At 67.2% G+C, this 22,269-nt stretch carries 21 protein-coding genes; 2 read left to right on the top strand and 19 right to left on the bottom strand.

What is annotated here, in order from left to right; all coding sequences use genetic code 11:
* Positions 1–212 precede the first annotated feature (212 nt).
* From phaC to prmB, 5 genes are all read right to left on the bottom strand, one after another.
* Positions 213–2,042, bottom strand: coding sequence for a class I poly(R)-hydroxyalkanoic acid synthase (phaC, locus tag FEI13_RS14660; RefSeq protein WP_138182263.1), 1,830 nt, complete (start codon positions 2,040–2,042; stop codon positions 213–215).
* A gap of 185 nt (positions 2,043–2,227) precedes the next feature.
* Positions 2,228–2,665: a phasin family protein gene (locus tag FEI13_RS14655; protein WP_138182262.1), complete on the bottom strand. Its 438-nt coding sequence runs from the start codon at positions 2,663–2,665 to the stop codon at positions 2,228–2,230.
* A 131-nt stretch (positions 2,666–2,796) separates the two neighbouring features.
* A complete protein-coding gene (locus FEI13_RS14650; protein WP_138182261.1) occupies positions 2,797–3,219 on the bottom strand; it encodes a hypothetical protein in 423 nt (140 codons plus the stop codon).
* A 57-nt stretch (positions 3,220–3,276) separates the two neighbouring features.
* A complete protein-coding gene (gene aroC, locus FEI13_RS14645; protein ID WP_138182260.1) occupies positions 3,277–4,362 on the bottom strand; it encodes a chorismate synthase in 1,086 nt (361 codons plus the stop codon).
* Positions 4,363–4,407: 45 nt separating this feature from the next.
* Positions 4,408–5,364, bottom strand: a complete 957-nt coding sequence (gene prmB, locus FEI13_RS14640) for a 50S ribosomal protein L3 N(5)-glutamine methyltransferase (protein WP_138182259.1) — start codon at positions 5,362–5,364, stop codon at positions 4,408–4,410.
* A gap of 117 nt (positions 5,365–5,481) precedes the next feature.
* On the opposite strand from prmB, the gene FEI13_RS14635 reads away from it, so the two are divergent.
* Positions 5,482–6,060: a Smr/MutS family protein gene (locus tag FEI13_RS14635; RefSeq protein ID WP_138182258.1), complete on the top strand. Its 579-nt coding sequence runs from the start codon at positions 5,482–5,484 to the stop codon at positions 6,058–6,060.
* A gap of 13 nt (positions 6,061–6,073) precedes the next feature.
* Here the strand turns inward: FEI13_RS14635 and FEI13_RS14630 are convergent, their stop codons facing one another.
* From FEI13_RS14630 to FEI13_RS14620, 3 genes are read right to left on the bottom strand one after another with little or no spacing between them, the layout of a single operon-like run.
* Complete coding sequence (locus tag FEI13_RS14630; protein ID WP_138182257.1) at positions 6,074–7,174, bottom strand: patatin-like phospholipase family protein; 1,101 nt, start codon at positions 7,172–7,174, stop codon at positions 6,074–6,076.
* Positions 7,171–8,130: an alpha/beta fold hydrolase gene (locus tag FEI13_RS14625; RefSeq protein WP_138182256.1), complete on the bottom strand. Its 960-nt coding sequence runs from the start codon at positions 8,128–8,130 to the stop codon at positions 7,171–7,173. Before FEI13_RS14625 ends, FEI13_RS14630 begins: the two co-directional genes overlap by 4 nt.
* Complete coding sequence (locus tag FEI13_RS14620; RefSeq protein WP_138182255.1) at positions 8,127–8,942, bottom strand: alpha/beta fold hydrolase; 816 nt, start codon at positions 8,940–8,942, stop codon at positions 8,127–8,129. Before FEI13_RS14620 ends, FEI13_RS14625 begins: the two co-directional genes overlap by 4 nt.
* Before the next feature lie 218 nt (positions 8,943–9,160).
* Between FEI13_RS14620 and FEI13_RS14615 the strand changes: the two genes are divergently transcribed.
* Positions 9,161–10,108, top strand: coding sequence for an AEC family transporter (locus FEI13_RS14615; RefSeq protein WP_138182254.1), 948 nt, complete (start codon positions 9,161–9,163; stop codon positions 10,106–10,108).
* A 7-nt stretch (positions 10,109–10,115) separates the two neighbouring features.
* On the opposite strand, the gene FEI13_RS14610 is transcribed toward FEI13_RS14615, so the two are convergent.
* From FEI13_RS14610 to FEI13_RS14560, 11 genes are all read right to left on the bottom strand, one after another.
* Complete coding sequence (locus FEI13_RS14610; RefSeq protein ID WP_138182253.1) at positions 10,116–10,439, bottom strand: antibiotic biosynthesis monooxygenase family protein; 324 nt, start codon at positions 10,437–10,439, stop codon at positions 10,116–10,118.
* On the bottom strand, positions 10,436–10,957 hold the full coding sequence (sixA, locus tag FEI13_RS14605; RefSeq protein WP_138182252.1) for a phosphohistidine phosphatase SixA: 522 nt from the start codon (positions 10,955–10,957) through the stop codon (positions 10,436–10,438). Before sixA ends, FEI13_RS14610 begins: the two co-directional genes overlap by 4 nt.
* On the bottom strand, positions 10,954–12,018 hold the full coding sequence (locus FEI13_RS14600; protein WP_138182251.1) for an NAD(P)H-dependent glycerol-3-phosphate dehydrogenase: 1,065 nt from the start codon (positions 12,016–12,018) through the stop codon (positions 10,954–10,956). Before FEI13_RS14600 ends, sixA begins: the two co-directional genes overlap by 4 nt.
* A 143-nt stretch (positions 12,019–12,161) precedes the next feature.
* Complete coding sequence (locus tag FEI13_RS14595) at positions 12,162–13,604, bottom strand: NAD(P)(+) transhydrogenase (Re/Si-specific) subunit beta (protein WP_138182250.1); 1,443 nt, start codon at positions 13,602–13,604, stop codon at positions 12,162–12,164.
* Between the two features lie 16 nt (positions 13,605–13,620).
* Positions 13,621–15,192 (bottom strand): Re/Si-specific NAD(P)(+) transhydrogenase subunit alpha, encoded by a 1,572-nt coding sequence (locus tag FEI13_RS14590; RefSeq protein ID WP_138182249.1) that lies wholly within the window; start codon positions 15,190–15,192, stop codon positions 13,621–13,623.
* A gap of 676 nt (positions 15,193–15,868) precedes the next feature.
* Positions 15,869–16,855 carry an alcohol dehydrogenase catalytic domain-containing protein gene (locus FEI13_RS14585; protein WP_138182248.1) on the bottom strand — a complete coding sequence of 329 codons (987 nt, stop codon included), beginning with the start codon at positions 16,853–16,855 and terminating at the stop codon, positions 15,869–15,871.
* Between the two features lie 21 nt (positions 16,856–16,876).
* Positions 16,877–17,638 carry an SDR family NAD(P)-dependent oxidoreductase gene (locus FEI13_RS14580; protein ID WP_138182247.1) on the bottom strand — a complete coding sequence of 254 codons (762 nt, stop codon included), beginning with the start codon at positions 17,636–17,638 and terminating at the stop codon, positions 16,877–16,879.
* Between the two features lies 1 nt (position 17,639).
* Complete coding sequence (gene hisD, locus FEI13_RS14575) at positions 17,640–18,953, bottom strand: histidinol dehydrogenase (RefSeq protein ID WP_138182246.1); 1,314 nt, start codon at positions 18,951–18,953, stop codon at positions 17,640–17,642.
* A 248-nt stretch (positions 18,954–19,201) separates the two neighbouring features.
* The gene (locus FEI13_RS14570; RefSeq protein ID WP_166462138.1) at positions 19,202–20,509 is read right to left on the bottom strand and encodes a TRAP transporter large permease; all 1,308 of its coding nucleotides are present in this window, start codon (positions 20,507–20,509) and stop codon (positions 19,202–19,204) included.
* A gap of 11 nt (positions 20,510–20,520) precedes the next feature.
* Positions 20,521–21,084, bottom strand: coding sequence for a TRAP transporter small permease (locus FEI13_RS14565; RefSeq protein WP_138182245.1), 564 nt, complete (start codon positions 21,082–21,084; stop codon positions 20,521–20,523).
* Positions 21,056–22,240 (bottom strand): TRAP transporter substrate-binding protein, encoded by a 1,185-nt coding sequence (locus tag FEI13_RS14560; protein WP_138182244.1) that lies wholly within the window; start codon positions 22,238–22,240, stop codon positions 21,056–21,058. The genes FEI13_RS14565 and FEI13_RS14560 overlap by 29 nt, the downstream gene beginning before the upstream one ends.
* Between the last annotated feature and the right edge of the window lie 29 nt (positions 22,241–22,269).

Genomic DNA, 22,269 nt, shown 5'->3' with positions numbered 1-22,269 from the left:
TCGAAGCTCGAAGCTCGAAGCTCGAAGCTCGAAGCTCGAAGCTCGAAGCTCGAAGCTCGAAGCTCGAAGCTCGAAGCCAGTAGCTTCGCTTCCCCCGATACAGAGAAAACCCCCGTAGTCAGGCTACGGGGGTTTTCTCTTCCAGCTTCCAGGCGCGGAGCGCCGCTCTTCCAGCTTCAAGCTCAAGCCCGCGGAGCGGCGCTCTTCCAGCTTCAGGCTTTGGCTTCACCGAGGACTTCGGGAATGGTCATGCGCACATAGCGCCCCGGAGCCGGCTCGAGGATATCGAGCTCGCCGTCCCCCGGCGTGCGCGCCGGCACCATCTTCTCGGCGTCGACATAGCCGTTATCGAGCATCCACCGCTGCCAGTGCGGCCACCAGGAGCCCTCGTGCTGCTGGGCGCCCTCGAGCCATTCTTCGGCGGTGTCAGGTAGTTCATCGTTGGTCCAGTAGCCGTACTTGTTCTTGCTGGGCGGGTTGACGATCCCGGCGATGTGGCCGGAACCGCCCAGCACGAAGGTCACCGGCCCCTTGGGCAGCAGCGCCCCGTAGTAGCTGCTGTTCCACTTGGCGATGTGATCCTCGCGGGTGGAGATGAAGTAGCTCGGCGTGGAGATCTTGCGCAGGTCGATCTTGACCCCGTCGAGTTCGATCCCGCCGGGCTGCACCAGCCGATTCTCCAGGTACATGTGGCGCAGGTACCAGGCGTGAGTGCCCGCCGGGAGGTTGGTGCCGTCGGTGTTCCAGTACAGCAGGTCGAAGGGCGCCGGAGCGTCGCCCTTCAGGTAGTTGTTGATGTAGAAGGACCAGAAGAGGTCGTTCTCGCGTAACAGGTTGAAGGAGTAGGCCATGACGCGACCGTCGAGGTAGCCATCACGCTCGAGCTTGGCCTCGATGCCCTCGAGCACCGGCTCGGTGAGGAAGACGCCAATCTCGCCGGGGTCGCGGAAGTCCTGCAGAGTGGCCATGTAGGTCACCGACTTGACCTTGCGGCCACGCCGCGTGCTGGTCAGGTAGGCCACGGTCGAGGCGGTCAGGGTCCCGCCGATGCAATAGCTCACCAGGTTGACCGACTTCTCGCCGGTGGCCTGCTCGATGGCGCCCATGGCGTCGATGGGCCCCAGCTGCATGTAGTCGGCCCAGGTCAGGTCGCGCTGCTCGGGCCCCGGGTTGCGCCAGGAGATCAGGAACACGGTGTGGCCCTGCTCCACCAGCCAGCGCACCAGGGAGTTGTCCTGGCGCAGGTCGAGGATGTAGTACTTGTTGATCCAGGGCGGCACCACCAGCAGCGGCGTCTTGTAGACCTGCTCGGTGGTCGGCGTGTACTGGATCAGCTGGATCAGCTCGTTTTCGAAGACCACCGCACCCGGCGTGACGGCGATGTTCTCGCCGATAGCGAAGGCGCTGCGATCGGTCATGGTGACGTTGAGACCCTCAGCGGAGTTGGCCAGGTCCTCGCGCAGGCGAGCGAGTCCCTCGACCAGGTTCTGGCCGCGGGTCTCCTGGGTCTTGCGCATCACCTCGGGGTTGGTGGTCACGAAGTTGGTCGGCGCCATGGCATTGACGAGCTGGCGTGCGTAGAAGCCGAGGTTGCGCTTCTGGTCCTCCGAGAGGCCATCCAGGCGCTCGATCAGCTCCTCCACCAGGCGCGAGAACAGCAGGTACTGCTGCATGATCGCCAGGTAGTAGGGATCCTCTCGCCAGGCGTCGTCCTTGAAGCGGCGATCTCCCCGGGCCGGGGTGACCAACGGCTCGACGTCCTCGCCGGCCAGCCGGCGCAGCGACTGCTGCCACAACTGGAACTGCTCCTGAAGCAGCCGAGACTGGGTCTGCCACAGCAGGGACGGGTTCTGCATCAGCGACTGGGCACCGGCCTGGAAGCTGCGCCGCATGTCGTCATGGACCGATTCCGCGGCATCGCTGGGCACCATGCGCGCCAGCAGATCCTGCATCAAGGCCTTGTATTCCTCGCCGATCGCCGAGAGCTGGGCGTTCCACGCCTCGAGCTCGGCCTGTGTCGGTGCTTGCACCCCTGACTGCATTGACCCCTCCTGTTGTTGATATCGACCGTTGGTAACGACCCGTTCATGTCGGCCGCACACCGTGCCGGCCGAGGGTTCGACGCGACCTTAGCCGCATCGCCTCGCGACGCGCAAGGCATGGTCACAACAACTGACTCCGATACCCGCGGGGCGGGTATCGGAGCGTCGTGGTGACGGACGAGGAATCAGCGCTTACGCGACGAGGACTGGCTGGTCGCCTTGGCGGGCTGCTCCGCCGGGGCGGTCTCCTGCTTGGCCGCCTGGCCGGCCTTCTCGGCCTCTTCGGCGAGCTGCTTGCCGGACTCGGCATAGAGCTTCTCCAGCTCGGCCTTGAACTCCAGGCTCATCTCGCTCATGGCCTTGGCGTCCTCGAGCATCTGCTTGGAGAGCTCGTTCATCATCTCGGCCTGGCGGGCGCCGAAGTCGCGCATGCTCTCGGCATCGGTGAGCTCGCCGGCATCGCGCATGCGCTCCGTGCCCATCTGGCTGTAGCGCTTCATCGACTCCATCTGATACTGGGTCATCTTCTCCATGTTGTTCAGCATCAGAGAATTGAGCTTGCGCATCGGTTCGAAGAACTGACGGGTCTGCTCGTTGAATGCATCGATCATCTTGTCCTGCATGTCGAATCCCTCCTGGCGGTTCGGTAACAAACGACTTGTTGCACTGCACAAAGATTAGTCCGCGACGCCGAGGCTTGCAACCGGATTGCGGCCGACCCCGGCGAAGGTCGAAGGGTGCGTGAGGCCGGCCCTCAGCTATCGTGCTTGCCACGCGAGCGAGCACTGGCCGTCGAGGCTCGGGAACCGCTGTCGGACGACTTGCCGGAGGACTGGGTCTTCTCGGTGGAGGACGACGACTCGCTCGAGGAGGCCTCGCCGGACGCGTCGCCGCGACCGGAGCTGGCCGCGGCCTTGGAGAGCATATCGAGCATCATCTGCTGGTAGTTGCCGAAGCTGGAGAGGCCCTGCGAGAGCCCCTGCGTCAGGTTCTGCGACAACCCCTGCTGCTGCAGGAAGGGCTGCATCAGGCTCATCGGATCGTACCCCTCGACGCCCGACTCCATCTGCTTCTGGATCCGGTCGAGCAGATCCTTCTGGAAGGCCTCCACGTCGGGCAGGCCCAGCGCCTGACGAAACTCCTCGGGGGTCAGGTCGAATTCGACGTTGATCTTCATGGCGTCACTCGTGTGGTTGGACGCCTGAAGTGTAGCAGCCATGCCCCGCGGGGCGGCTCAACGCAAGCGGGGGGTCGAGACATTCACCTCGGCGTTCTGGCCGCGCTGGCGCAGCAGATGATCCATCAGGGTCAGCGCCATCATCGCCTCGGCGATGGGCGTGGCACGGATGCCCACGCAGGGATCGTGGCGACCCTTGGTGACGATCTCCACCGGCTGACCGTGGACATCGATGGAGCGACCGGGCGTGGTGATGCTGGAGGTGGGCTTGAGGGCCAGATGCGCGACGATCGCCTGGCCGCTGGAGATGCCGCCCAGCACGCCGCCGGCATGGTTGGAGAGAAATCCCTCGGGGGTCATCTCGTCGCGGTGCTCACTGCCGCGGCTTGCCACCGAGGCGAAGCCGTCGCCGATCTCGACGCCCTTCACCGCGTTGATGCTCATCAGGCCGTGGGCCAGCTCCGCGTCCAGTCGGTCGAAGACCGGCTCCCCCAGGCCCGGGGGCACACCCTCGGCCACCACGCTGATCTTCGCCCCCACCGAATCCTGGTCGCGGCGCAGCTGGTCCATGTAAGCCTCGAGCTCCGGCACCCGCTCCGAGTCGGGACAGAAGAAGGGATTCTCGTCCACCGCTTCCCACTGCTTGAAGTCGATGGCGATGGGGCCGAGCTGGCTCATGTAGCCGCGCACCGTGATGCCCTGGGCCGAGAGGTATTTCTTGGCGATGGCCCCGGCCGCCACCCGCATGGCGGTCTCCCGGGCGCTGGAGCGCCCGCCGCCGCGGTAGTCGCGGATGCCGTACTTGTGGTGATAGCTGTAGTCGGCGTGGGCCGGCCGGAACTGGTCCTTGATCTTCGAGTAGTCGGTGGAGCGCTGGTCGGTGTTCTCAATCAGCAGGCCGATGGCGGTGCCGGTGGTCACGCCCTCGAAGACCCCGGAGAGGATGCGTACCCGGTCGGCCTCGCGACGCTGGGTGGTATGGCGGGAGCTGCCGGGGCGGCGGCGGTCCAGATCATGCTGCAGGTCATCCTCACAGAGCAGCAGGCCCGGCGGGCAGCCATCGACGATGGCCCCCAGCGCCGGGCCGTGGCTCTCGCCGAAGGTGGTGACGGTGAACAGCTTGCCGAAAGTGTTACCGGACATGGGCGCTCCTCCTGGGGTCGGGAGAGATGGGGCGGGAGAGGTGGATCAGGCGAAGGACGCCGCATGGGCGTCGAGTTCGGCGGCGCTCAGGGCGAAGATCCCCTGGCCGCCGCGCTCGAATTCCAGCCACAGGAAGGGCACCTCGGGGAAGACCGCTTCCAGGTGGTGATCGGAGTTGCCGACCTCGACGATCAGCACGCCGTCGTCGCTCAGGTGGTCGCGGGCCTCGCGCAGGATTCGCCGGACGATGTCCAGTCCGTCCTGGCCCGCGCCCAGCGCCAGCGACGGCTCATGGCGAAACTCGGCGGGCATGGTGGTGAGGTCGCGGCTGTCCACGTAGGGCGGATTGGAGACGATCAGGTCGTAGCGGCGACCGGTGAGGCCCGCGAAGAGATCGGACTCCACGGCGCGCACCCGCTCGCCCACGTCGTGGCGGGTGATGTTGCGGCGCGCCACCGCCAGGGCCTCGAGGCTGATGTCGGCCAGATCGACCTCGCAGGTCGGCAGGTGCAGCGCCGTGGCGATGCCGATGCAGCCCGAACCAGTGCACAGGTCCAGCACCCGGGCGGGCGGCTCGTCGGGGAACCAGGCGGCGAAGCCGTGCTCGATCAGCTCGGCGATGGGCGAGCGCGGAATCAGAACCCGCTCATCGACGCTAAACGGCAGGCCGGCGAAGAAGGCCTCGCCCAGCAGGTAGGGCAGCGGCCGACGCGTCTCGATGCGTGCCCGCACCAGCGACACGATGCGCGCACGCTCCATGGGCAGCAGCCGCGCCTCCAGCACTGCCGGGTCGACGTTCCAGGGCAGGTGCAGGGCACCCAGGGACAGCGCCACGGCCTCGTCCCACGCGGAGGCGGTGCCGTGGCCGTAGTGCAGGCCGGCCAGGTGGAACTCGCTGGCGGCCCAGCGCAGGCAGTCGCGCAGGGTGATCAGGCCGTCGCTTAAGGCCTCGTCGCTCAGCACGAGGGTGGACGTAGACGCGTCGGGGAGAGATTCAGCCACGGGGCTTCCTGGAGTCGGGTGTTCGGGAATGACGACGCCAGATTGTAACCGGGCCCGCGGTTCACAGCCACGGCTGGGGCGGTATACTGACGGCTCGCTCCTCTACCCGATGGTCCCATGAGTCGAGATCGCCACGTCCCGGACGACGACGAGATCAACGCCTTCCGCCAGGCCCTGCGCGAGGCCGGTGTGCGTCCCATTGCCAGCAACCGGGCCGATCCCGGTCGCCGGCGCCGGGGCGATGCCGCCGCGGCCGAGCGGCGCGCGGCCGCCACCACGGTCGCCGACGATCTCGCCGGTGGCGGGCGCACCTCGGATGGCCGGGTGGAGCCGGTACGGCCCTCGGAATTCCTCGACTTCGCCCTTCCCGACCTGCCCTGGCGCACGCGCCAGCAGCTCAAGCGCGGACGCCTCGCCTGGGAGGCGGGGCTCGACCTGCACGGCCACACCCTGGAGGAGGCGCGGGAAGAGCTCGAGGCCTTCCTGCGCGACGCCTGCGACCGCCGGCGACGCTGCGTGCTGGTGGTGCACGGCAAGGCCTGGGGCAGCACCCGCGACTATCCAGTGATCAAGAGCCACGTGAACGCCTGGTTGCGGGAGTGGCCCAGCGTGCTGGCCTTCTGCTCGGCCACCACGATCGACGGCGGCACCGGGGCGGTCTACGTGCTGCTGCGGCGCCGCGGCGCCGACGCCTGAGCGGCACCCTGGCTCACGACGCCTGCTCCTCTTCCCCGGCCGGCTCGACGACGATCGCCTGATCGCCCCAGCCCGGATGGGTCACCCCCTCGAAGCGATCCAGGGCGTCCACCGCCAGGTGGCGGCCGAGGCTGATCAGGGCCTCGGCACGGTGAAACTCATAGGCGCCGCACACCGTCTTGGGCACCTCGATCAGCACGTCCGGCGGATAGCCCGCCACCTTGTACTTGGCCAGCGCCGCCTGGGTGATGTCGAAGGAGGCCAGTACCATGTCCAGGCGCCCCCACTGCCGACGATCGCGCTCCAGAGTCTCGTCCGCCTGGCTCTTCCTGCCGGCGCTGCCGAGCCCGCCGCCGTTGCCGTTGGTGGTGCCGTTAGGGGTGCCGAGGCCGTCAAACAGCCGCCGCGCGGCGCCGCGTACCCCGTCGACCCAGCTGGCGAAGTCGACGCCGCCGGCGTCGCGGGCCTTCTCCCGAGCCTGCTCCTGGGCGGCCTCTTCAGGGGGCAGCAGCTCCTCGAGGGTCACCGGCCGGGGGCTATGGGCGGTGACGTTGACCGCCATCACGAAATCCGCCTGGGCCGACACCGTGGGGATGATCGGCAGCGGGTTGAGCAGCCCGCCGTCCACCAGCACCTGATCACCACGATGCACCGGGGTGATCACCCCAGGCACGGCGATGGAGGCGCGGATCGCCTCGAGCAGCAAGCCGCTCTGAAACCACACCTCGCGCTGGCGAGTCAGGTCGGTGGCAACCGTGGTCACGGCAATATCCAAGTCCTCGATGCGGGTATCGTCGATCAGGCTCTCGAGCTTGCCCATCACCTTGTTGGCGCGCATCGCGCCCATCGGGCTCCAGGTGACATCGACCAACCGCAGCACGTCGAAGTAGTCGAGCTGGCAGACCCAGTCGCGGTAGGCGGCGAGCTGGCCCGCCGCATAGACCCCGCCGACCAGGGCCCCCATGGAACAGCCCGAGATCGCCACCACGCGATAGCCGCGAGCCTCGAGTTCCTCGATCACCCCGATGTGCGCGTAGCCGCGCGCCCCGCCGCTGCCGAGCACCAGGGCCACCGTCTTGTCCCGAGGGCTTGCCACCTGCTGTTGTCGATTCATGATCCGCCCTCCCTCTCGTGCGTGCGATCATGCGTTCTCTCGAGGGCATGCCAGTCGGCGATGACCCTCGCCACCTCCCCCGTCGCGGCAGGCTCCAGGTGCAGGTGGTGCCCGCCCGGCAGCACGCGGCGCGTGAGGTCCGCCACCTCGGCCCGCGCCCGGCGTGCCCGGGGACGATCGCCCAGGATGCCGGTGGCCCCTTCCACCAGCAGCACCGGCGCGCGCAGCGCGCGGAGCATGGCGGAGAGCTGCTCGGGGCAGAGCCGCACCGGCGAGGGGCGAAGCAGGCGCGCATCGGTGCGCAGGCGGACCCGCCCGCCGGGTAGGCCGTCGAGGTTTCGCAGCATCAGCGGGCGCGCCGTCTCGGCATCGATGGGCGTCGCCCCGCCGGCAACTCGCGCCGCCACGGCGGCCTCACTATCAGGATAGCTCGGTGCTCGGGAGCCAGGAGAGTTCGGTGTCCGGGAACCAGGCGTGCTCGGCGCCCGGGAGCGAGCACGCCGCGCGGCGAGCAGCCCCTTGCGCAGCTGGGCCGGGGCGTCGTCGGCCGCAGTGGTCAGCGCGCCCAGCCCATCGATCAGCACCAGCGCCGCGACCCGTTCGGGCAGGGCAGCCGCCGCCAGGCAGGCCACCCCGGCGCCCATGGAGTGGGCCAGCAGGGTCATCCGCGAGAGGCCGAGTTCGTCGCCGGCATCGAGCAGGTCGTGGACATAATCCCACAGCGCATAGCCGCCGTGGCGGTGCGCCGACAGGCCGTGGCCGGCGAAGTCGAGGGCCACCACGCGGATCCCGAGGCGCTCGAGCAGCCGCGGGGCCAGGCGCGAGAAACTCGCGGCATTGTCCAGCCAGCCATGCAGGGCGAGCCAGGTGGGGGCCGCAGGGTCTCCCCAGGCCAGGGCGGCCAGGCGCCCATCGGCAAGGCTCAGGGCCTGGGGTTGGAACCGAGAATCGCTCATGATGGCTGTCCGATCAGGTCGTCGATCATCGCCACCAGGGCCCTACGGGTCTCCTCGGGGACCTCCATGGGAAACATGTGCCCCCCCGGGACCTCGGCGACGCGCACCCCGCGGCGGCGCAGTCGGCGCCGGCGGTGGGCGGTGAGCACCCGGGACTCGCGGCCCGCGAGCACGCCGAGGGGGACCTGGACTCGGGCGGGCAGGTCATCCAGGTGATCGGGCAGGTGGCGGAATATCTGTACCTCGATGTCGGGATCGTAGACCAATACCACGCGGCCATCGTCGAGTTCCCGGGTGCCGCCGTCCACGTAGTCGTGAAGGGCCCGGTCGGTGAAGCCACGAAACAGCCCGCGGCGACGCAGGTACTGGACCATCGCCTTCCGGCTGGGCCAGCTGTCGCGGCGCCCCAGGGTGCGGCCGGCCGGCGTGACACGATCGGCCAGCCCCAGTCGCTTGGCGGCCTTCATGACCAGGGCGTCCAGGCCGAGCATCAGCGGCGGGTCGAGCATCACCACGCCGTGGAAGCGCTCGGGCGCTTGCTCGGCGGCCATCGCCATGAGCACCCCGCCCATGGAGTGGCCGACGCCGATGACCGGCCCGGGGCGCTCGGCGAGGTACTCGAGGAGCTCATCGCGCAGGGCCAGCCAGTTGTGCCCCACCGGGAAGTCGGGGTGATGGCCGAGGCGATCCAGCGGGTGCAGGTCGAAGCGTTCGGCCAGCGGCGACAGGAAGCTGCGATAGCTCTGCCCCGGGAAGCCGTTGGCGTGGGCGAAGACGAGGGGAGAACGCGAGGTCTGGTCGGAACGGCGCATGGGGGCTCCTTAGGGGGCAGCCGGCCGGTGCCCTTCTGGCGATAGCAGGCTAACGGGATTACCATGGCTCGCCAAGTCGTCCTTGGGCGGCAACCCCACCGAGAGGAGCTTACCGTGGCCGATCCCCGCAAGCCCACCCGCGATACCCGCGCCCGCAATCGGGTGTTCTTCATCACCATGATCACCGCCGTGGTCGTCGGTCTCTGGCTAGCGCGCTGATGAGCCTGCTGGACGTATTCCTCGAGACCTTGAACGTGACTCTCCCAGTCTTCGCCATGGTCTTCCTGGGACTCATCCTGAAAAGGCTTCGATGGATCGACCAGCCCTTCGTGTCGACGGCCTCGCTGCTGGTGTTCCGCGGCACCATGCCGACACTGATCTTCCTCAGTATCATCCACGCCGACCTGGACGCCACACTGAATCCAGCCATGCTCGGCTTCTACGCCCTGGCGACTCTGGCAAGCGTGCTGTTCTGTTGGGGGTGGGCGAGCCTGCGGGTGCCCTACCGGGAGCGCGGCGTCTACATCCAGGGCGCGTTCCGCGGCAACTGCGGCATCGTCGGTCTGGCGCTCGCCGCGGGCATGTACGGCGATTTTGGCCTCTCTACCGGCAGCCTGCTGCTGGGGGTGGTGATCCTGACCTACAACGCCTGCTCGGTGATCGTGCTGGTCGCCTTTCAGCATGACCAGCGCGCCGATTGGCGCAGCATGCTGCGCCATATCGCCACCAATCCGCTGATCCTTGCGGTGGCCGCGGCGGTGCCGGTGGCGGCGTCGGGCTGGGCCCTGCCCGGCTGGCTCGCCACTTCCGGCGACTACTTCGCCTCGCTGACCCTGCCGCTGGCGCTGATCTGCATCGGTGCCACGCTCTCGTTCGGCGAGGTCCGCCACTCCGGTCGCCTGGCGCTCGGCGCCAGCCTGCTGAAGATGGTCAGCCTGCCGGCGCTCTGCACCGGCGCCGCCTGGCTGATCGGCTTCGAGGGGCCGGCCCTCGGCGTGATGTTCCTGTTCTTCGCCAGCCCCACCGCCGCCGCCGCCTTCGTGATGGCCAAGGCGATGGGCGCCAATGCCGCCCTCACCGCCAACATCATCGCCCTGTCCACGCTGATGGCCAGCGCGACGATCACATTGGGCGCCTTCGGCCTGACCGCCGCCGGTGTGATCTAGGCGCCGATCATTCGCCGGGGCCGCGCGCCTCGGTGCCCTCGACCACCTCGAACTGCTCGATGCCGCCGCCCTCGGCGGTGGCCTCCGGCGGCAACGGATCGGCATGGGCACGCTTGAAGTCGTCGCTGCCGACCCAGGCCCGGAAGGCGGCCTGGCTCTGCCACTCGGTCTCCACCACGTAGGGCGCCTGGTTGCCCTGGGGGCGCAGTACGCGCATGGCTTTGAGCCCGGGCTGGGTGTCGATCTGCCCGGCCCGGGCGCGGAAGCGCGCCTCGAATTCGTCTTCGAAACCCGGGGTCACGTAGATGCGGTTATTGACGATATAGCTCACGAAACCTCCTGATCATTGATGTCCGCCGGCGAAACAAGGCGGCGCAGGCGGGCGCAGCCGGCTGCCCGCACCTCGGCCTCCAGTTCGGCCACGGCGGCCGTGACGAAGCCGGGGCCACACTCGGCCCGCCCCTCCACCAGCAGGCCGGTCAGCGCGGCGACCAGCGGCATGTGGCTGACCAGCAGCAGCGGACGATCACCGGGCTCATCGAGCAGCCAGTCGATCACCGTGCCGGGCGGGGCGTCGGGAGTGATCAGCGCCAGGGTCTCCACCTCGAGCCCCAGCGGTGCGGCGATCCACGCCGCCGTCTGCCGGGCCCGCCGGTAGGGGCTCGCCACCAGGCGCAGGCGCGTCGCGTCGAGATCCGTGCGCGAGGCGAGCCAGCGGCCCATGCGCTCGGCCTCGCGCTCGCCACGTGCGGTGAGGGCCCGCTCGGCATCGGGCGCGCCGGGCGCAGCCTCGCCGTGGCGCATGATCAGCAACCGCTCGGCCGGTGGTTCGGCGCCTCGTTCGGTCATGGCCGCTCCCCGCCGCCGCGGCGATCCTGGCGGACGTCCGAGCGCGGCAGCACGAACTCCACGTCGCTGCTCTGCTCGCCCTGCATCAGCAGCCGCGCCATCTCCCGGGCCGGTACGCCCGCGAACAGCACCTGGTAGAGCCCCTCGGCCAGCGGCATGTAGACGCCGTCCTCGCGGGCCTTGTCGCGCACCAGGCGCACGGTATTGACGCCTTCGGCGACCTGGCCCAGGGCCTCGACGGCCTCCTCGAGGGTGTGGCCCTCGCCCAGGGCCTGGCCCACCCGGTAGTTGCGAGACAGTGCCGAGGAGCAGGTGACGATCAGGTCACCAACGCCGGCGAGCCCCAGGAAGGTCATGGGGTTGGCCCCCTGGTTCACCGCGAAGCGGCTCATCTCGGCCAGCGCCCGGGTCATCAGCATGCTGCGGGTGTTCTCGCCCATGCCCAGCGCCGCCGCCATGCCCGCGGCAATGGCGTAGATGTTCTTCAGCGCGCCACCCAGCTCCACCCCGAAGCGGTCGTTGCTGGCATAGACCCGGAAGTAGTCGCAGCCCAGCGCCGTCTGCACCCGGGTGCGGGTCTCGGCGTCGTCGCTGGCGATCACCGTGGCGGTGAGCTGCTTCTGGGCGATCTCCGAGGCGAGGTTCGGCCCCGAGATCACGCCGATATGGGCGAAGCCGGTCTCCTCCTCGAGGATCTCGCTCATCAGTTTGAAGCCCTCCTCCTGGATGCCCTTGGTGGTGCTGACCAGTATCTGGCCCGCGTCGAGGAAGGGGCGCGCCTGGCGCACCACCTCGCGGAAGGCCTTGGAGGGAATGGACACCAGCACCAGGCCGGCACCCTCGAGCACCTCGTCCATGGCGGTGGAGGCCACCACCGCGGGGTTGATGGCGTAGTCGGGCAGGTAGCGGCCGTTGCGGTGTTCGCGGTTGATCTGCGCCGCCAGCTCGGGGTCGCGCAGCCACTGGCGGACCTCGGCCCCGTTGTCGGCGGCGATGCTGGCAAGCGCCGTGCCGAAGCTGCCGCCGCCGAGCACCGCCACGCGCATGGGTTGGTCTGACATGATCGCCCCGGAAAACTGAATGGATGAGTGATTGTAACCAAAAAACGCCCCGTGAAGGGGCGTGTTGGCGCGACCTGTCGACGCGACTGGTCGGTGGGGTGAGAGCGCCGCCCGAGCCGGCTTCCGGCCCGGGCGTGCCGGGGTCAGTCGACCAGATGCAGCAGCGAGTCGATGCTCTGGCGCGCATCGCCGTAGAACATCCGGGTGTTCTCCTTGAAGAACAGCGGATTCTCGATGCCGGAATAGCCGGTCCCCTGGCCGCGCTTGCAGACGAACACCTGCTTGGCCTCCCACACCTTGAGCACCGGCATGCCGGCAATCGGGCTGTTGGGATCTTCCTGGGCCGCGGGATTGACGATATCGTTGGAGCCGATGACGATCACCACGTCGGTGGAGGCGAAGTCGTCGTTGATCTCGTCCATCTCCAGCACGATGTCGTAGGGCACCCGGGCCTCGGCGAGCAGCACGTTCATGTGGCCCGGCAGGCGGCCGGCAACCGGATGGATGCCGAAGCGCACCTCCTTGCCGGCGCTGCGCAGCTTGCGGGTCAGCTCGCTGACCGCATTCTGCGCCTGGGCCACCGCCATGCCGTAGCCCGGCACGATGATCACGCTATCGGCATCGTTCAGCGCGCTGGACACGCCGCCGGCATCGATGGCCACCTGCTCGCCCTCGATCTCCGCCGCGGGGCCCTGGCTGCCGCCGAAGCCGCCCAGGATCACGTTGACGAAGTTGCGGTTCATCGCCTTGCACATGATGTACGACAGGATCGCACCGGAGGAGCCCACCAATGCGCCGACGACGATCAGCAGGTCGTTGGAGAGCGTGAAGCCGATCGCCGCCGCGGCCCAGCCTGAGTAGCTGTTGAGCATCGACACCACCACCGGCATGTCGGCGCCGCCGATGCCCATGATCAGGTGATAGCCGATGAAGAACGCCAGGCCCGCCAGCACCAGCAGGGTCCAAAAGCCCGCCCCGTTGAGGTAGAGCATGGCCAGCACCACGGACAGTCCAGCCGCGGCGGCGTTCAGCAGGTGGCCGCCGGGCAACTGGCGAGGCTTGCCGTCGATCTTGCCGGCCAGCTTGCCGAAGGCGATCACCGACCCGGTGAAGGTCACCGCGCCGATGAAGATGCCCAGCACCACCTCGACCTGCAGGAAGGTCAGCTCGGCCGGGGTCTTCTCGGCCACCAGGGCGGCGAACGCCGAGAACTCCTGGGACGTAGCCTCGATGGCGCGGGCCGCCATCACCCGGCGCCGTTCCAGGTCGGCGTTCCAGGCCACGAACACCGCGGCCAGGCCGACGAAGCTATGCAGCGCGGCCACCAGCTGCGGCATCTCGGTCATCTCGACCTTGCCGGCCACGTAGACGCCGATCCCCGCGCCGATGGCCATCATCGGGATCATCCACCAGTAGCCGCCGATGCCCGGTCCGAAGGCGGTGAAGAACACCGCCACGGCCATGCCGACGATGCCGTACCAGACGGCGCGCTTGGCCTTCTCCTGGTTACTCAGCCCCCCCAGCGAGAGGATGAACAATACACTTGCCGCGATCGCCGCGGCAGATACGAATCCTTGACCCAACATGTCGTCTCTCCGCCGCTCAGGATTTCTGGAACATGGCCAGCATCCGGCGTGTCACCAGGAAGCCACCCACGATATTGATGGATGCGATCAGTACCGAGATCGCCGCCAGCACGCCCACCACGACGCTGCCCGAGCCGATCTGCAGGATCGCGCCCAGGATGATGATGCCGGAGATGGCATTGGTTACCGCCATCAACGGGGTATGCAGCGAGTGGCTGACGCCCCAGATCACCTGGAAACCGACGAAGCAGGCCAGCACGAAGACGATGAAATGCTGCATGAAGGAGGGCGGAGCCACCTGGCCGAGCAGCATCATCAGCGCGCCGCCGACCGCCAGCAGGGTCACCTGGCGCTTGGTCTGCGCCTTGAAGGCGGCGTGTTCGGCGGCCTTTTTCTCCTCCGGCGTCGGCTCCTTCTCCTTGGGCTTGGGCTTGGCCGCGCCGATGGCCTTCACCTTGGGCGGCGGCGGCGGGAAGGTGACCTCGCCCTGGTGGGTGACCGTGGCGCCGCGGATGACGTCATCCTCCATGTTGTGGTCGATCACGCCCTCCTTCTCGGGGGTGAGATCGGTCAGCATGTGGCGGACGTTGGTGGAATAGAGCAGCGAGGACTGGGTCGCCATGCGCGAGGGGAAGTCGGTGTAGCCGACCACCGTCACGCCATTGTCGGAGACCACCTTCTCGTCCGCCCGGGTCAGGTCGCAGTTGCCGCCCTTCTCGGCCGCCAGGTCGATGATCACCGAGCCGGGCTTCATGGCCGCGACCATGTCCTCCAGCCACAGCTTGGGCGCGGGCTTGCCGGGAATCAGCGCCGTGGTGATGACGATATCGACGTCCGGCGCCTGCTCACGGAAGCACTCGAGCTGCTTCTCGCGGAATTCGGGGCTGGAGGGGGCCGCGTAGCCACCGCTCTCGGAGCCGTCCTGGCTGTCCTCGAAGTCGAGGAACAGGAACTCGGCGCCCATGGACTCGATCTGCTCCGAGACCTCGGGTCGCACATCGAAGGCGCGCACCACGGCGCCGAGGCTGGTGGCCGTGCCGATGGCGGAAAGCCCCGCCACGCCGGCGCCAATCACCAGCACCTTGGCGGGCGGGACCTTGCCGGCCGCGGTCACCTGGCCGGTGAAGAAGCGTCCGAAGTTGTTGCCCGCCTCGATCACCGCCCGGTAGCCGGCGATGTTGGCCATGGACGACAGCGCATCCATCTTCTGGGCCCGCGAGATGCGCGGCACCATGTCCATCGCCACCACGGTAGCGCCCTTGGCCCGGCATGCCTCCAGCATCTCCTCGTTCTGGGCCGGCCAGAAGAAGCTGATCAGGGTCTGGCCCTCGCGCAGGCGCTCGGCCTCCTCCTCGAGGGGCTCGCGGACCTTGATCACCACCTCGGCATCGGTCCACAGCGCCTCGGCGCCGTCGACCACGGTGACGCCGGCATCGCGGTAGGCGGCGTCGTCGAAGCCCGCCGCCGCGCCGGCACCGGTCTCGATGAGGCAGTCGTGTCCAAGTTTCTGGATGAACTTCGCGCTGTCGGGGGTCAGCGCGACACGCGCCTCACCCTTGGCGAGCTCCTTGGGTGCACCAATCTTCACGTTGGATCTCCCGCTAGTTATTGGAATCTTGCATGGGTTAGACCGGATATTCATACCTGAGCATGCCGCAATGCACAACAGCCGAACGGACGTCCGCAGGGCTATCGCAGATAGCTCCCATCGCTCGGGGCTGATCTGGGGGCAAGCCTTTGAGCGGGGCCGGCCCTCCGGAGGCGCTGTGAACCCTTCCTTGGGCGCTACCGACGCCCTGCTTCGCTCTCGCATCCTGCTCCGCTTGCAGGACCGGTGCTGGCCCTCCATGGCCAGCCCGTTCGGAAGGATCTTCCTCACCCCTGGCGTAGGACCTCCTCGTCGGCTTGCCCCCAGCGCCCCTCAGCTTTCGTAACTGCGATAGCCCTGCGGACGTGCGAGAGCATGCCATACTCGCCCTGCCATCATAACGGCGGAGCAATCGATCAGCTGCTGACGGCATCCCTCGACGCCAAGGTGTCGCGCTCGATAACACGGTCCACCAGGTTCCCCGGCCGCCGAGCATCACGGCCGCAGCACAGGGGGTCAAGGGCCACCGGGATCACCGGCTGACAGCCCACCACCAGGATAGCTCGGGCCGATCTCCAGGTCGTCGACCCGCGCGAGGGGCAGGCGCGCCCCCGGCGGGACCACCGCCGAGGCGCTCCAATGCTGGGCCTGCCCCATCGGGGATGACACGGGCACATCAGGGCTCCAGGATGACTTTGGCCGCCGAGGTTTGACCCGCGACGAGTTCGGCGAACGCGGCGGCCCCTTCATCGAGTCGGCGCACCTCCACCCAGTCGAGAGGCCCCAGGGCCTGAGAATCCAGCAGGTCGACGGTAGCCCGCAGGTCGGATGGCGTATAGGTGTAGGCGCCGAGGAAGGTCACCTCCTTGAGGGTGATGGCCCGGACATCGAGCCCTCCCTCGTTGTCCTGCAGCCCGAGGTGCATGATGGCCCCGCCGGGACGCACGGCCCCAACGGCCATGTCCCGTGTAGGGGCCGCCCCGACACAATCGAAGACGGCCTCGTAGCTGTCCGCCTCGGGCGAGTCGTCCCGCGGGTCGAAGACCTCAAGCCCGGCCTGCTCGGCGGTGCGCCGGCGAAGCGGATTGGTGTCGGCGAGTTGCAGGTGGCGCACTCCCTTGTGGCGCAGGATCAGCCCGACCAGCAGACCCACGGCGCCGGCACCGATCACCAGTACCCGAGCCTCGGAGAGCGGCCTGGACAGGAATCGCTCGAGCCGGTTGATGCCGTGAAGCGCGGTGGCCGCCGGCTCGGTCAGTGCCGCCGCCACGGCGGGCAGGGAATCGGGCAGCTCGATCAGGCAGTGATCGGGGATGGTCAGTGTCTCGGCGAAGCTCCCGGGGCGGGTCATGCCGATCATGGTGCGATTGCTGCAGAGGTTCTGGCGCCCCTCGAGACAGTAGTCACAGTGGCCGCAGACGATCAGCGGGTTCATGGTCACGCGCTTGCCGGCCAGGGCCCCCTCCACCACCTCGCCGGCGGCCTCATGGCCGAGGATCAGCGGCGGCTGGCGGCGCGGATCATGGCCGTGGAAGGCGTGCAGATCGGACCCGCAGATGCCGGTGGCCTGGATGCGGACCCGAGACTCGCCCTCGACCAGTGGCGCCTCCTCGGTCTCGCGTAGTTCGAGCCGCTCGGGCCCGACGTAATAGAGTGCTTGCATGAGGATCTCCTTGCAGGGGCGTCACTTAGCGGTGAAGCCGCCATCGACATAGAGGGTCTGCCCGGTCACGTAGCCGGCAGCAGGTGAGGCCAGGAACACCGTGGGCCCGGCGATGTCCTCCTGGGTGCCGTTGCGGCCGATGGCGGTGCGCCCGGCCAGGGCCTCGGCCGAGGCCGGGTCGTCGAACACCGGCGCCGTCAGTTCGGTGGGAAAGAAGCCTGGGGCGATCGCATTGGCATTGATGCCGTGGCGGGACCAGGCCTCGGCCATGGCGCGGGTCAGCTGGACGATGCCGCCCTTGCCGGCTCCGTAGGGCGCACTGTCGGGGAAGGCACGCTGTGACTGCAGTGAAGCCAGGTTGATGATGCGCCCATAGCCCTTCTCGCGCATGCCTGGCACCAGCGCCCGGGACAGGAAGAAAGGTGTCCCCAGATGCAGCTGCAGAGTCAGCTGCCAGGACGCCAGATCGACCTCCTCGATGGGCTGGCGCAGGTTGACGCCGGCGGCGTTGACCAGGATGGTCACCGTGCCGAAGGGCTCGGCCGCCCGGCGAGCCGCCTCGTCCAGGGCCTGCGGATCGGCGAGGTCGGCAACGAGGGCGGCCGCCTGGCCGCCCTGTGCCTCGATGGCCGACACACTCTCCTCCAGGGCCTCACGACGACGGGCAGCCACCACCACCCGGGCACCCGCCGCGGCCAGAGCCGCAGCCATGGCCCGACCCAGGCCGCTGCTGCCGCCGGTGACCAGCGCCACCTGGCCGTCGAGATCGAAGACTGGCTGCATCTCACACCTCCTCGGGGATTACCAGGTCGAAGGTCTCGTCCGGGTAGTACTTGGCCAGGCGGACGTCACCGGTGCGCGCATGCCCTTCCATGCCTTCGCAGCGCGATAGGCGAGCGGTGGCCGCCGCCACGCTGCGGGTGGCCTCGCGGTTCTGACGCTGATAGCTCACGATCTTGAGGAACTTCTGGGCGCACAGGCCCCCGGTGTAGCGGGCCGCTCCCTTGGTGGGCAGGATGTGGTTGGTCCCGGAACACTTGTCACCGAAAGCCACGGTGGCCTCCTCGCCGACAAACAACGACCCGTAGCTGTTGAGCCGCTCGATCCACCAGTCGAGATCGGCGACCTGCAATTCCAGATGCTCGGAGGCATAGCGATCGCTGACCTCGACGACTTCCTCCCGGGTGTCGCAGACGATGATCTCGCCGTAATCGCGCCAGGCCGCATCCGCCGCCTTGCTCTGGGTCTCCGGCAGAGCCTCGATCAGCCCCGGCATGAGCCCGGAGACGGTATCGGCCAGCTCACGCGAGGTGGTGAACAACCAGACAGGCGAATCCGGCCCGTGCTCGGCCTGGCCCACCAGGTCGGCGGCGACGATTTCGGGATCCGCGTCCTGGTCGGCGATGATGCCGATCTCGGTCGGGCCCGCGAACATATCGATGCCGCAGCGACCGAAGAGCTGACGCTTGGCCTCGGCCACGAAACGGTTACCCGGGCCGACCAGGATATCGGCCGGCTTGCCGGTAAAGAGCCCGAAAGCCATGGAAGCGATGCCCTGCACCCCCCCCATCTGCAGGATGGTGTCGGCCCCGGCCAGGTCCATGGCATAAAGGATCGCCGGATGGATACCCTGCTCGTCGCGCGGCACCGAGCAGGCCACGACATTCTTGACGCCGGCCACCTTGGCCGTGGCTACGCTCATGATCGCCGAGGCGATATGCGCATAGCGCCCGCCGGGCACGTAGCAGCCGGCGGTCTCCATCGGGATCAGCTTCTGGCCGGCGAACAGCCCCGGCGACAGCTCGGTCTCGAATTCACCGATGCTGTCACGCTGGGCGGCGGCGAAGCGGCTCACCCGCTCGTAGGCGAAGTGGATGTCCTGCTTGAGCTGCTCGGGCACCTTGGCCTTGGCCGCCTCGATCTGCTCGCGTCCGACCACCACGTCACCTTCCCAGCCATCCAGGGTGCGGCAGTATTCCTTCGCCTTGCTCTCTCCCTCGGCCTCGATCTCGGCCAGCATGCGGGAGACGGTCTCCTGGGTCTGGTCGTAGCCGGTGGACGCGTTCTTCTCGGCCTTCTTGTAGTAGTGGATTGTCATTTGTGTCTTCCTCTGGCTTGGGTTGCCTATCATTGGATTACCAGAGCCCGAATGGCCCCGGATTACACGGTGGGGCGGTCCCTAAGGCTGGCGCCCTTCCCCTGGAGTGACGGGGAGCGCACCGGCTGCAACATCTCTTGTTGCGCCCCTGGTACTGCATCAATCTCTATACTTCATTTATGTAAGCGCTTACATTTCCAACTGATCATTCAAGATGGCCCTTGAATGCTGTGCTCCTCATCGGGGGCCTACAGCCACCAGGTCGATAGCCAAGGCACGAAGGCGATCAGCAGCACCACCAGCAACATGCCCAGCACGAAGGGGAAGGCATAACGCGCGATGGCCAATACCGAGCAGCGTGTCAGCCCCGACACCACGAAGAGGTTGAGCCCCAGCGGTGGCGTGATGAAACCCAGCCCCAGGGTGGTCACCATCAGGATGGCGAAATGGAACTCGTTCATGCCCGCCTGTAGAGCCAGCGGCAGAAGCAGAGGCGACAGAATCACGATGTTGGGCGTAGTTTCCATCACGCAGCCCGCCAGGACCAGGATGCCGATCATCAGTAAAATGACCACCGTTGAAGAGTCGGTCAGCCCACCGATACCGCTCACCAACGTCTGGGGAATGTCGAGGCTGGCCAGCGTCTGGGCCAGGGGCAACGATACGGCGATGATCGGCACGATGACGCCGCACACCCGTGCCGAGGATTCCAGCATTCGTGGTATATCACCGAGACTCAGGCGTCCCTGATGGAGGCCTATCAGCACCACTACCACCACGGCCACCGAAGCCGCCTCGGTCGGGGTGAAAATCCCGGAGTAGATGCCTCCTAGGATCACCACCGGCACGAACAGTGCCCAGCGCGCATCCCATACCGTGGCCCCCCAACGACGCCAGGAAAAAGGCGCCCGATCACCCTCGAAGCCATACAGGCGATTGAGCACCACGTTGGTGGTCATCACCGACAGCATCACCAGCACCCCAGGAATGGCGGCGGCCAGGAACAGAGTCGATACCGACATGCCCAGTACCAGTCCCATCACGATATAGGCGATAGATGGCGGGATCAGGATGCCCGTACAGGCACCAGACGCCACCAACGCACAGGCCGCTGGAAGGGGATAACCGCGTTCCACCAGGCGATGAATGGTCATGCGCCCAACCGCTGCCGCCCCGGCGGCGTCGGAGCCGGAGATGCAGGCGAAGAAACCGCAGCCAAGCGTGGTGGAGCTACCAAGTCCGGTGCGCATTCCCCCGACGCTCGCCTCGGCCACGTCGAGCAACTTGTCCGAGAGCCCCGAGCGCACCAGTGCATCCCCGGTCAGGATGAACAGCGGCACAGCGATCAACGCGAAGGCGTTGATGCCTTCGAACAACGACTCGCCGAACACCGACAATGGCAGGGTCTCGGTCATCGTCAGCATGCCCAAGGTCCCGAGGCCGATGGCTACCCAGATGGGCACGCCGAATACGATCAATCCGACCAGGACCGCCAGGGGCGCATAGAAGGTCCAGCCCAGGTCTGCGGCAGCCTGCCCAATAGTCATAAATTCCATAGCGGACCTCCTCAGTCGAACAACTTGTGGCCATCAAAGGGAGGCTCACCACGGCGCATGCGACGGATATCTCCCAGCATCGTCTGGACCACCCGGGACGCTACCAGCAGGAAGCCAATCGGTATCGCCATAAGGAAAATAGCCTGAGAGAGGCGCAGCCCGGGGGTCACCGAACCGAAGTTCAACGATGTCAGCACCGGTGAGATCGACAGCCACAACGCCCATACCGCCAGCACCAGAGTGGCAATGTCCGAGAGCCACCAGCCCAGTCGCTTCATCTTCGGGCCGCCGAGATTGACCAGCACGTCGATACGAATGTGGGCGCGGTCACGGACCGCCGCAGCTGCGGCGATCCAGGCGAGGTAGATGAAGGCGTAGCGAGCCAGTTCCTCCCCCCATACGGAGGAATAGTCCAGCAAGAATCGGCGGATGACCTCGATGGCAACCGTCAAGATGATCAGCGCATAAAACGTCAGCAGCAGCCAGCGTTCGCTCTTGCGATCGATACGGTCGCAGCGCAGACGGAAAGCACGCCAAGCCTCCTTCTTAGGAGTTGTTGTCGACGAAGTAGCCATTCGACACCTCCGTAGCGGCCAAGAGCTCGTCGAACACCTCAAGCGACCCGGCCAGCTCACGCTTGGTGTCTTCCCAGGCCGGAAGCTGGTGACCGCAGATGGCCTTCCACTGGGCGAGCTCATCGTCGGTTGGCGAATAGATCTCGACCCCGGCCTGGCGCATCTGGTGGTAGGCATAGGCCCGCGCTGCCGGCACCTTGGCCAGGTTCTCGCGGAAGGTGACGTCAGCGGCCTGCAGGATGCCTTCCTGGATCGCGGCGGACTGTGCATCGAACCATTTCTTGTTGCAGGTATAGACCTGGGCATCGGGTACCGACTGGATGGTGGAGATGCTGGCCAGGACGTCGGTGAAGCCAAACACCAGCAACGCCTGAACGCTGGGATCAAGGGCATCGGCGACGCCCTGCTGAATCGCAGAGGTGGTCTCGCCCCAGGCCACCGGGGTGGGGTTGGCCCCGGCCAGTCGATAGACCTTCTGCAGGATCTCCGAGGATGGCACCCGGAACTTGATCCCCTTGATGTCCTCCGGGGTCTTCACCGGACCGTCGCGAAGGCCATTACGCACCGCCACGGTACGCGGATCGATGCAGATGTAGTTCAGCACCTTGAAGCCACGCTCTTCCACCTTGTGATGGACCACCTCGCGCCAGCGCTTGGAGGTGACCAGGTTGACCAGGCGCTGATTATCGCCGCACCAATAGGGGATGTTGATCAGGTCGACTTCGGGGGCGAACGGTGAAAGGTTGGAGATGGAGTGCTGCGCGATGGCGATGGTGCCGTTCTGCACCTTGCTGACGAGGTCACCGCCGGCTCCAAGCTGACCACCCGGCGCCAACTTCACGTAGAGCCGCCCGCCGGTGAAGTTCTGCAGGTTCTCCTTGAAGTTGAGCTGCATGATCGGATAGGCCCGAGACGCCCCCAGGGTGTAGCCGGTGGCCATCGTCAGGGTGACCTCGGCGGCGGCGGCGCGCTCGCTCTCCTCCTGGGACGTCTGGGCCATGGCCTGCTCGGAGAACAGGGTGCCACCGACGGCACCGATCACTGCGGCACTGAAGCCGTAGCGAGCCACGGCACCCATGAACTGTCGGCGCTCAGGCCGAGAGGGCTCACCAGTGGTATCGAGGTCTTGAAAAAACGGTGTCTTGAAAGGTGACATGAGCTTGCTCCTCAGGATTGTTGTTAATG

The organism is Halomonas urmiana (genome assembly GCF_005780185.1).
GTDB lineage: Bacteria > Pseudomonadota > Gammaproteobacteria > Pseudomonadales > Halomonadaceae > Halomonas > Halomonas urmiana.
This window is presented reverse-complemented; position numbering and strand designations above follow the sequence as displayed.

Excerpts from the sequence above, each read along its gene's own strand:
- FEI13_RS14620 (WP_138182255.1), bottom strand. The coding sequence starts at position 8,942 with ATGCGCCGTTCCGACCAGACCTCGCGTTCTCCCCTCGTCTTCGCCCAC.
- FEI13_RS14565 (WP_138182245.1), bottom strand. The coding sequence starts at position 21,084 with ATGGCTACTTCGTCGACAACAACTCCTAAGAAGGAGGCTTGGCGTGCT.
- FEI13_RS14570 (WP_166462138.1), bottom strand. The coding sequence starts at position 20,509 with ATGGAATTTATGACTATTGGGCAGGCTGCCGCAGACCTGGGCTGGACC.
- FEI13_RS14585 (WP_138182248.1), bottom strand. The coding sequence starts at position 16,855 with ATGCAAGCACTCTATTACGTCGGGCCCGAGCGGCTCGAACTACGCGAG.
- FEI13_RS14560 (WP_138182244.1), bottom strand. The coding sequence starts at position 22,240 with ATGTCACCTTTCAAGACACCGTTTTTTCAAGACCTCGATACCACTGGT.
- aroC (WP_138182260.1), bottom strand. The coding sequence starts at position 4,362 with ATGTCCGGTAACACTTTCGGCAAGCTGTTCACCGTCACCACCTTCGGC.
- FEI13_RS14655 (WP_138182262.1), bottom strand. The coding sequence starts at position 2,665 with ATGCAGGACAAGATGATCGATGCATTCAACGAGCAGACCCGTCAGTTC.
- FEI13_RS14580 (WP_138182247.1), bottom strand. The coding sequence starts at position 17,638 with ATGCAGCCAGTCTTCGATCTCGACGGCCAGGTGGCGCTGGTCACCGGC.
- FEI13_RS14625 (WP_138182256.1), bottom strand. The coding sequence starts at position 8,130 with ATGAGCGATTCTCGGTTCCAACCCCAGGCCCTGAGCCTTGCCGATGGG.
- FEI13_RS14635 (WP_138182258.1), top strand. The coding sequence starts at position 5,482 with ATGAGTCGAGATCGCCACGTCCCGGACGACGACGAGATCAACGCCTTC.
- sixA (WP_138182252.1), bottom strand. The coding sequence starts at position 10,957 with ATGACCGAACGAGGCGCCGAACCACCGGCCGAGCGGTTGCTGATCATG.
- FEI13_RS14600 (WP_138182251.1), bottom strand. The coding sequence starts at position 12,018 with ATGTCAGACCAACCCATGCGCGTGGCGGTGCTCGGCGGCGGCAGCTTC.
- FEI13_RS14650 (WP_138182261.1), bottom strand. The coding sequence starts at position 3,219 with ATGAAGATCAACGTCGAATTCGACCTGACCCCCGAGGAGTTTCGTCAG.
- FEI13_RS14630 (WP_138182257.1), bottom strand. The coding sequence starts at position 7,174 with ATGAATCGACAACAGCAGGTGGCAAGCCCTCGGGACAAGACGGTGGCC.
- FEI13_RS14615 (WP_138182254.1), top strand. The coding sequence starts at position 9,161 with ATGAGCCTGCTGGACGTATTCCTCGAGACCTTGAACGTGACTCTCCCA.
- FEI13_RS14595 (WP_138182250.1), bottom strand. The coding sequence starts at position 13,604 with ATGTTGGGTCAAGGATTCGTATCTGCCGCGGCGATCGCGGCAAGTGTA.
- phaC (WP_138182263.1), bottom strand. The coding sequence starts at position 2,042 with ATGCAGTCAGGGGTGCAAGCACCGACACAGGCCGAGCTCGAGGCGTGG.
- hisD (WP_138182246.1), bottom strand. The coding sequence starts at position 18,953 with ATGACAATCCACTACTACAAGAAGGCCGAGAAGAACGCGTCCACCGGC.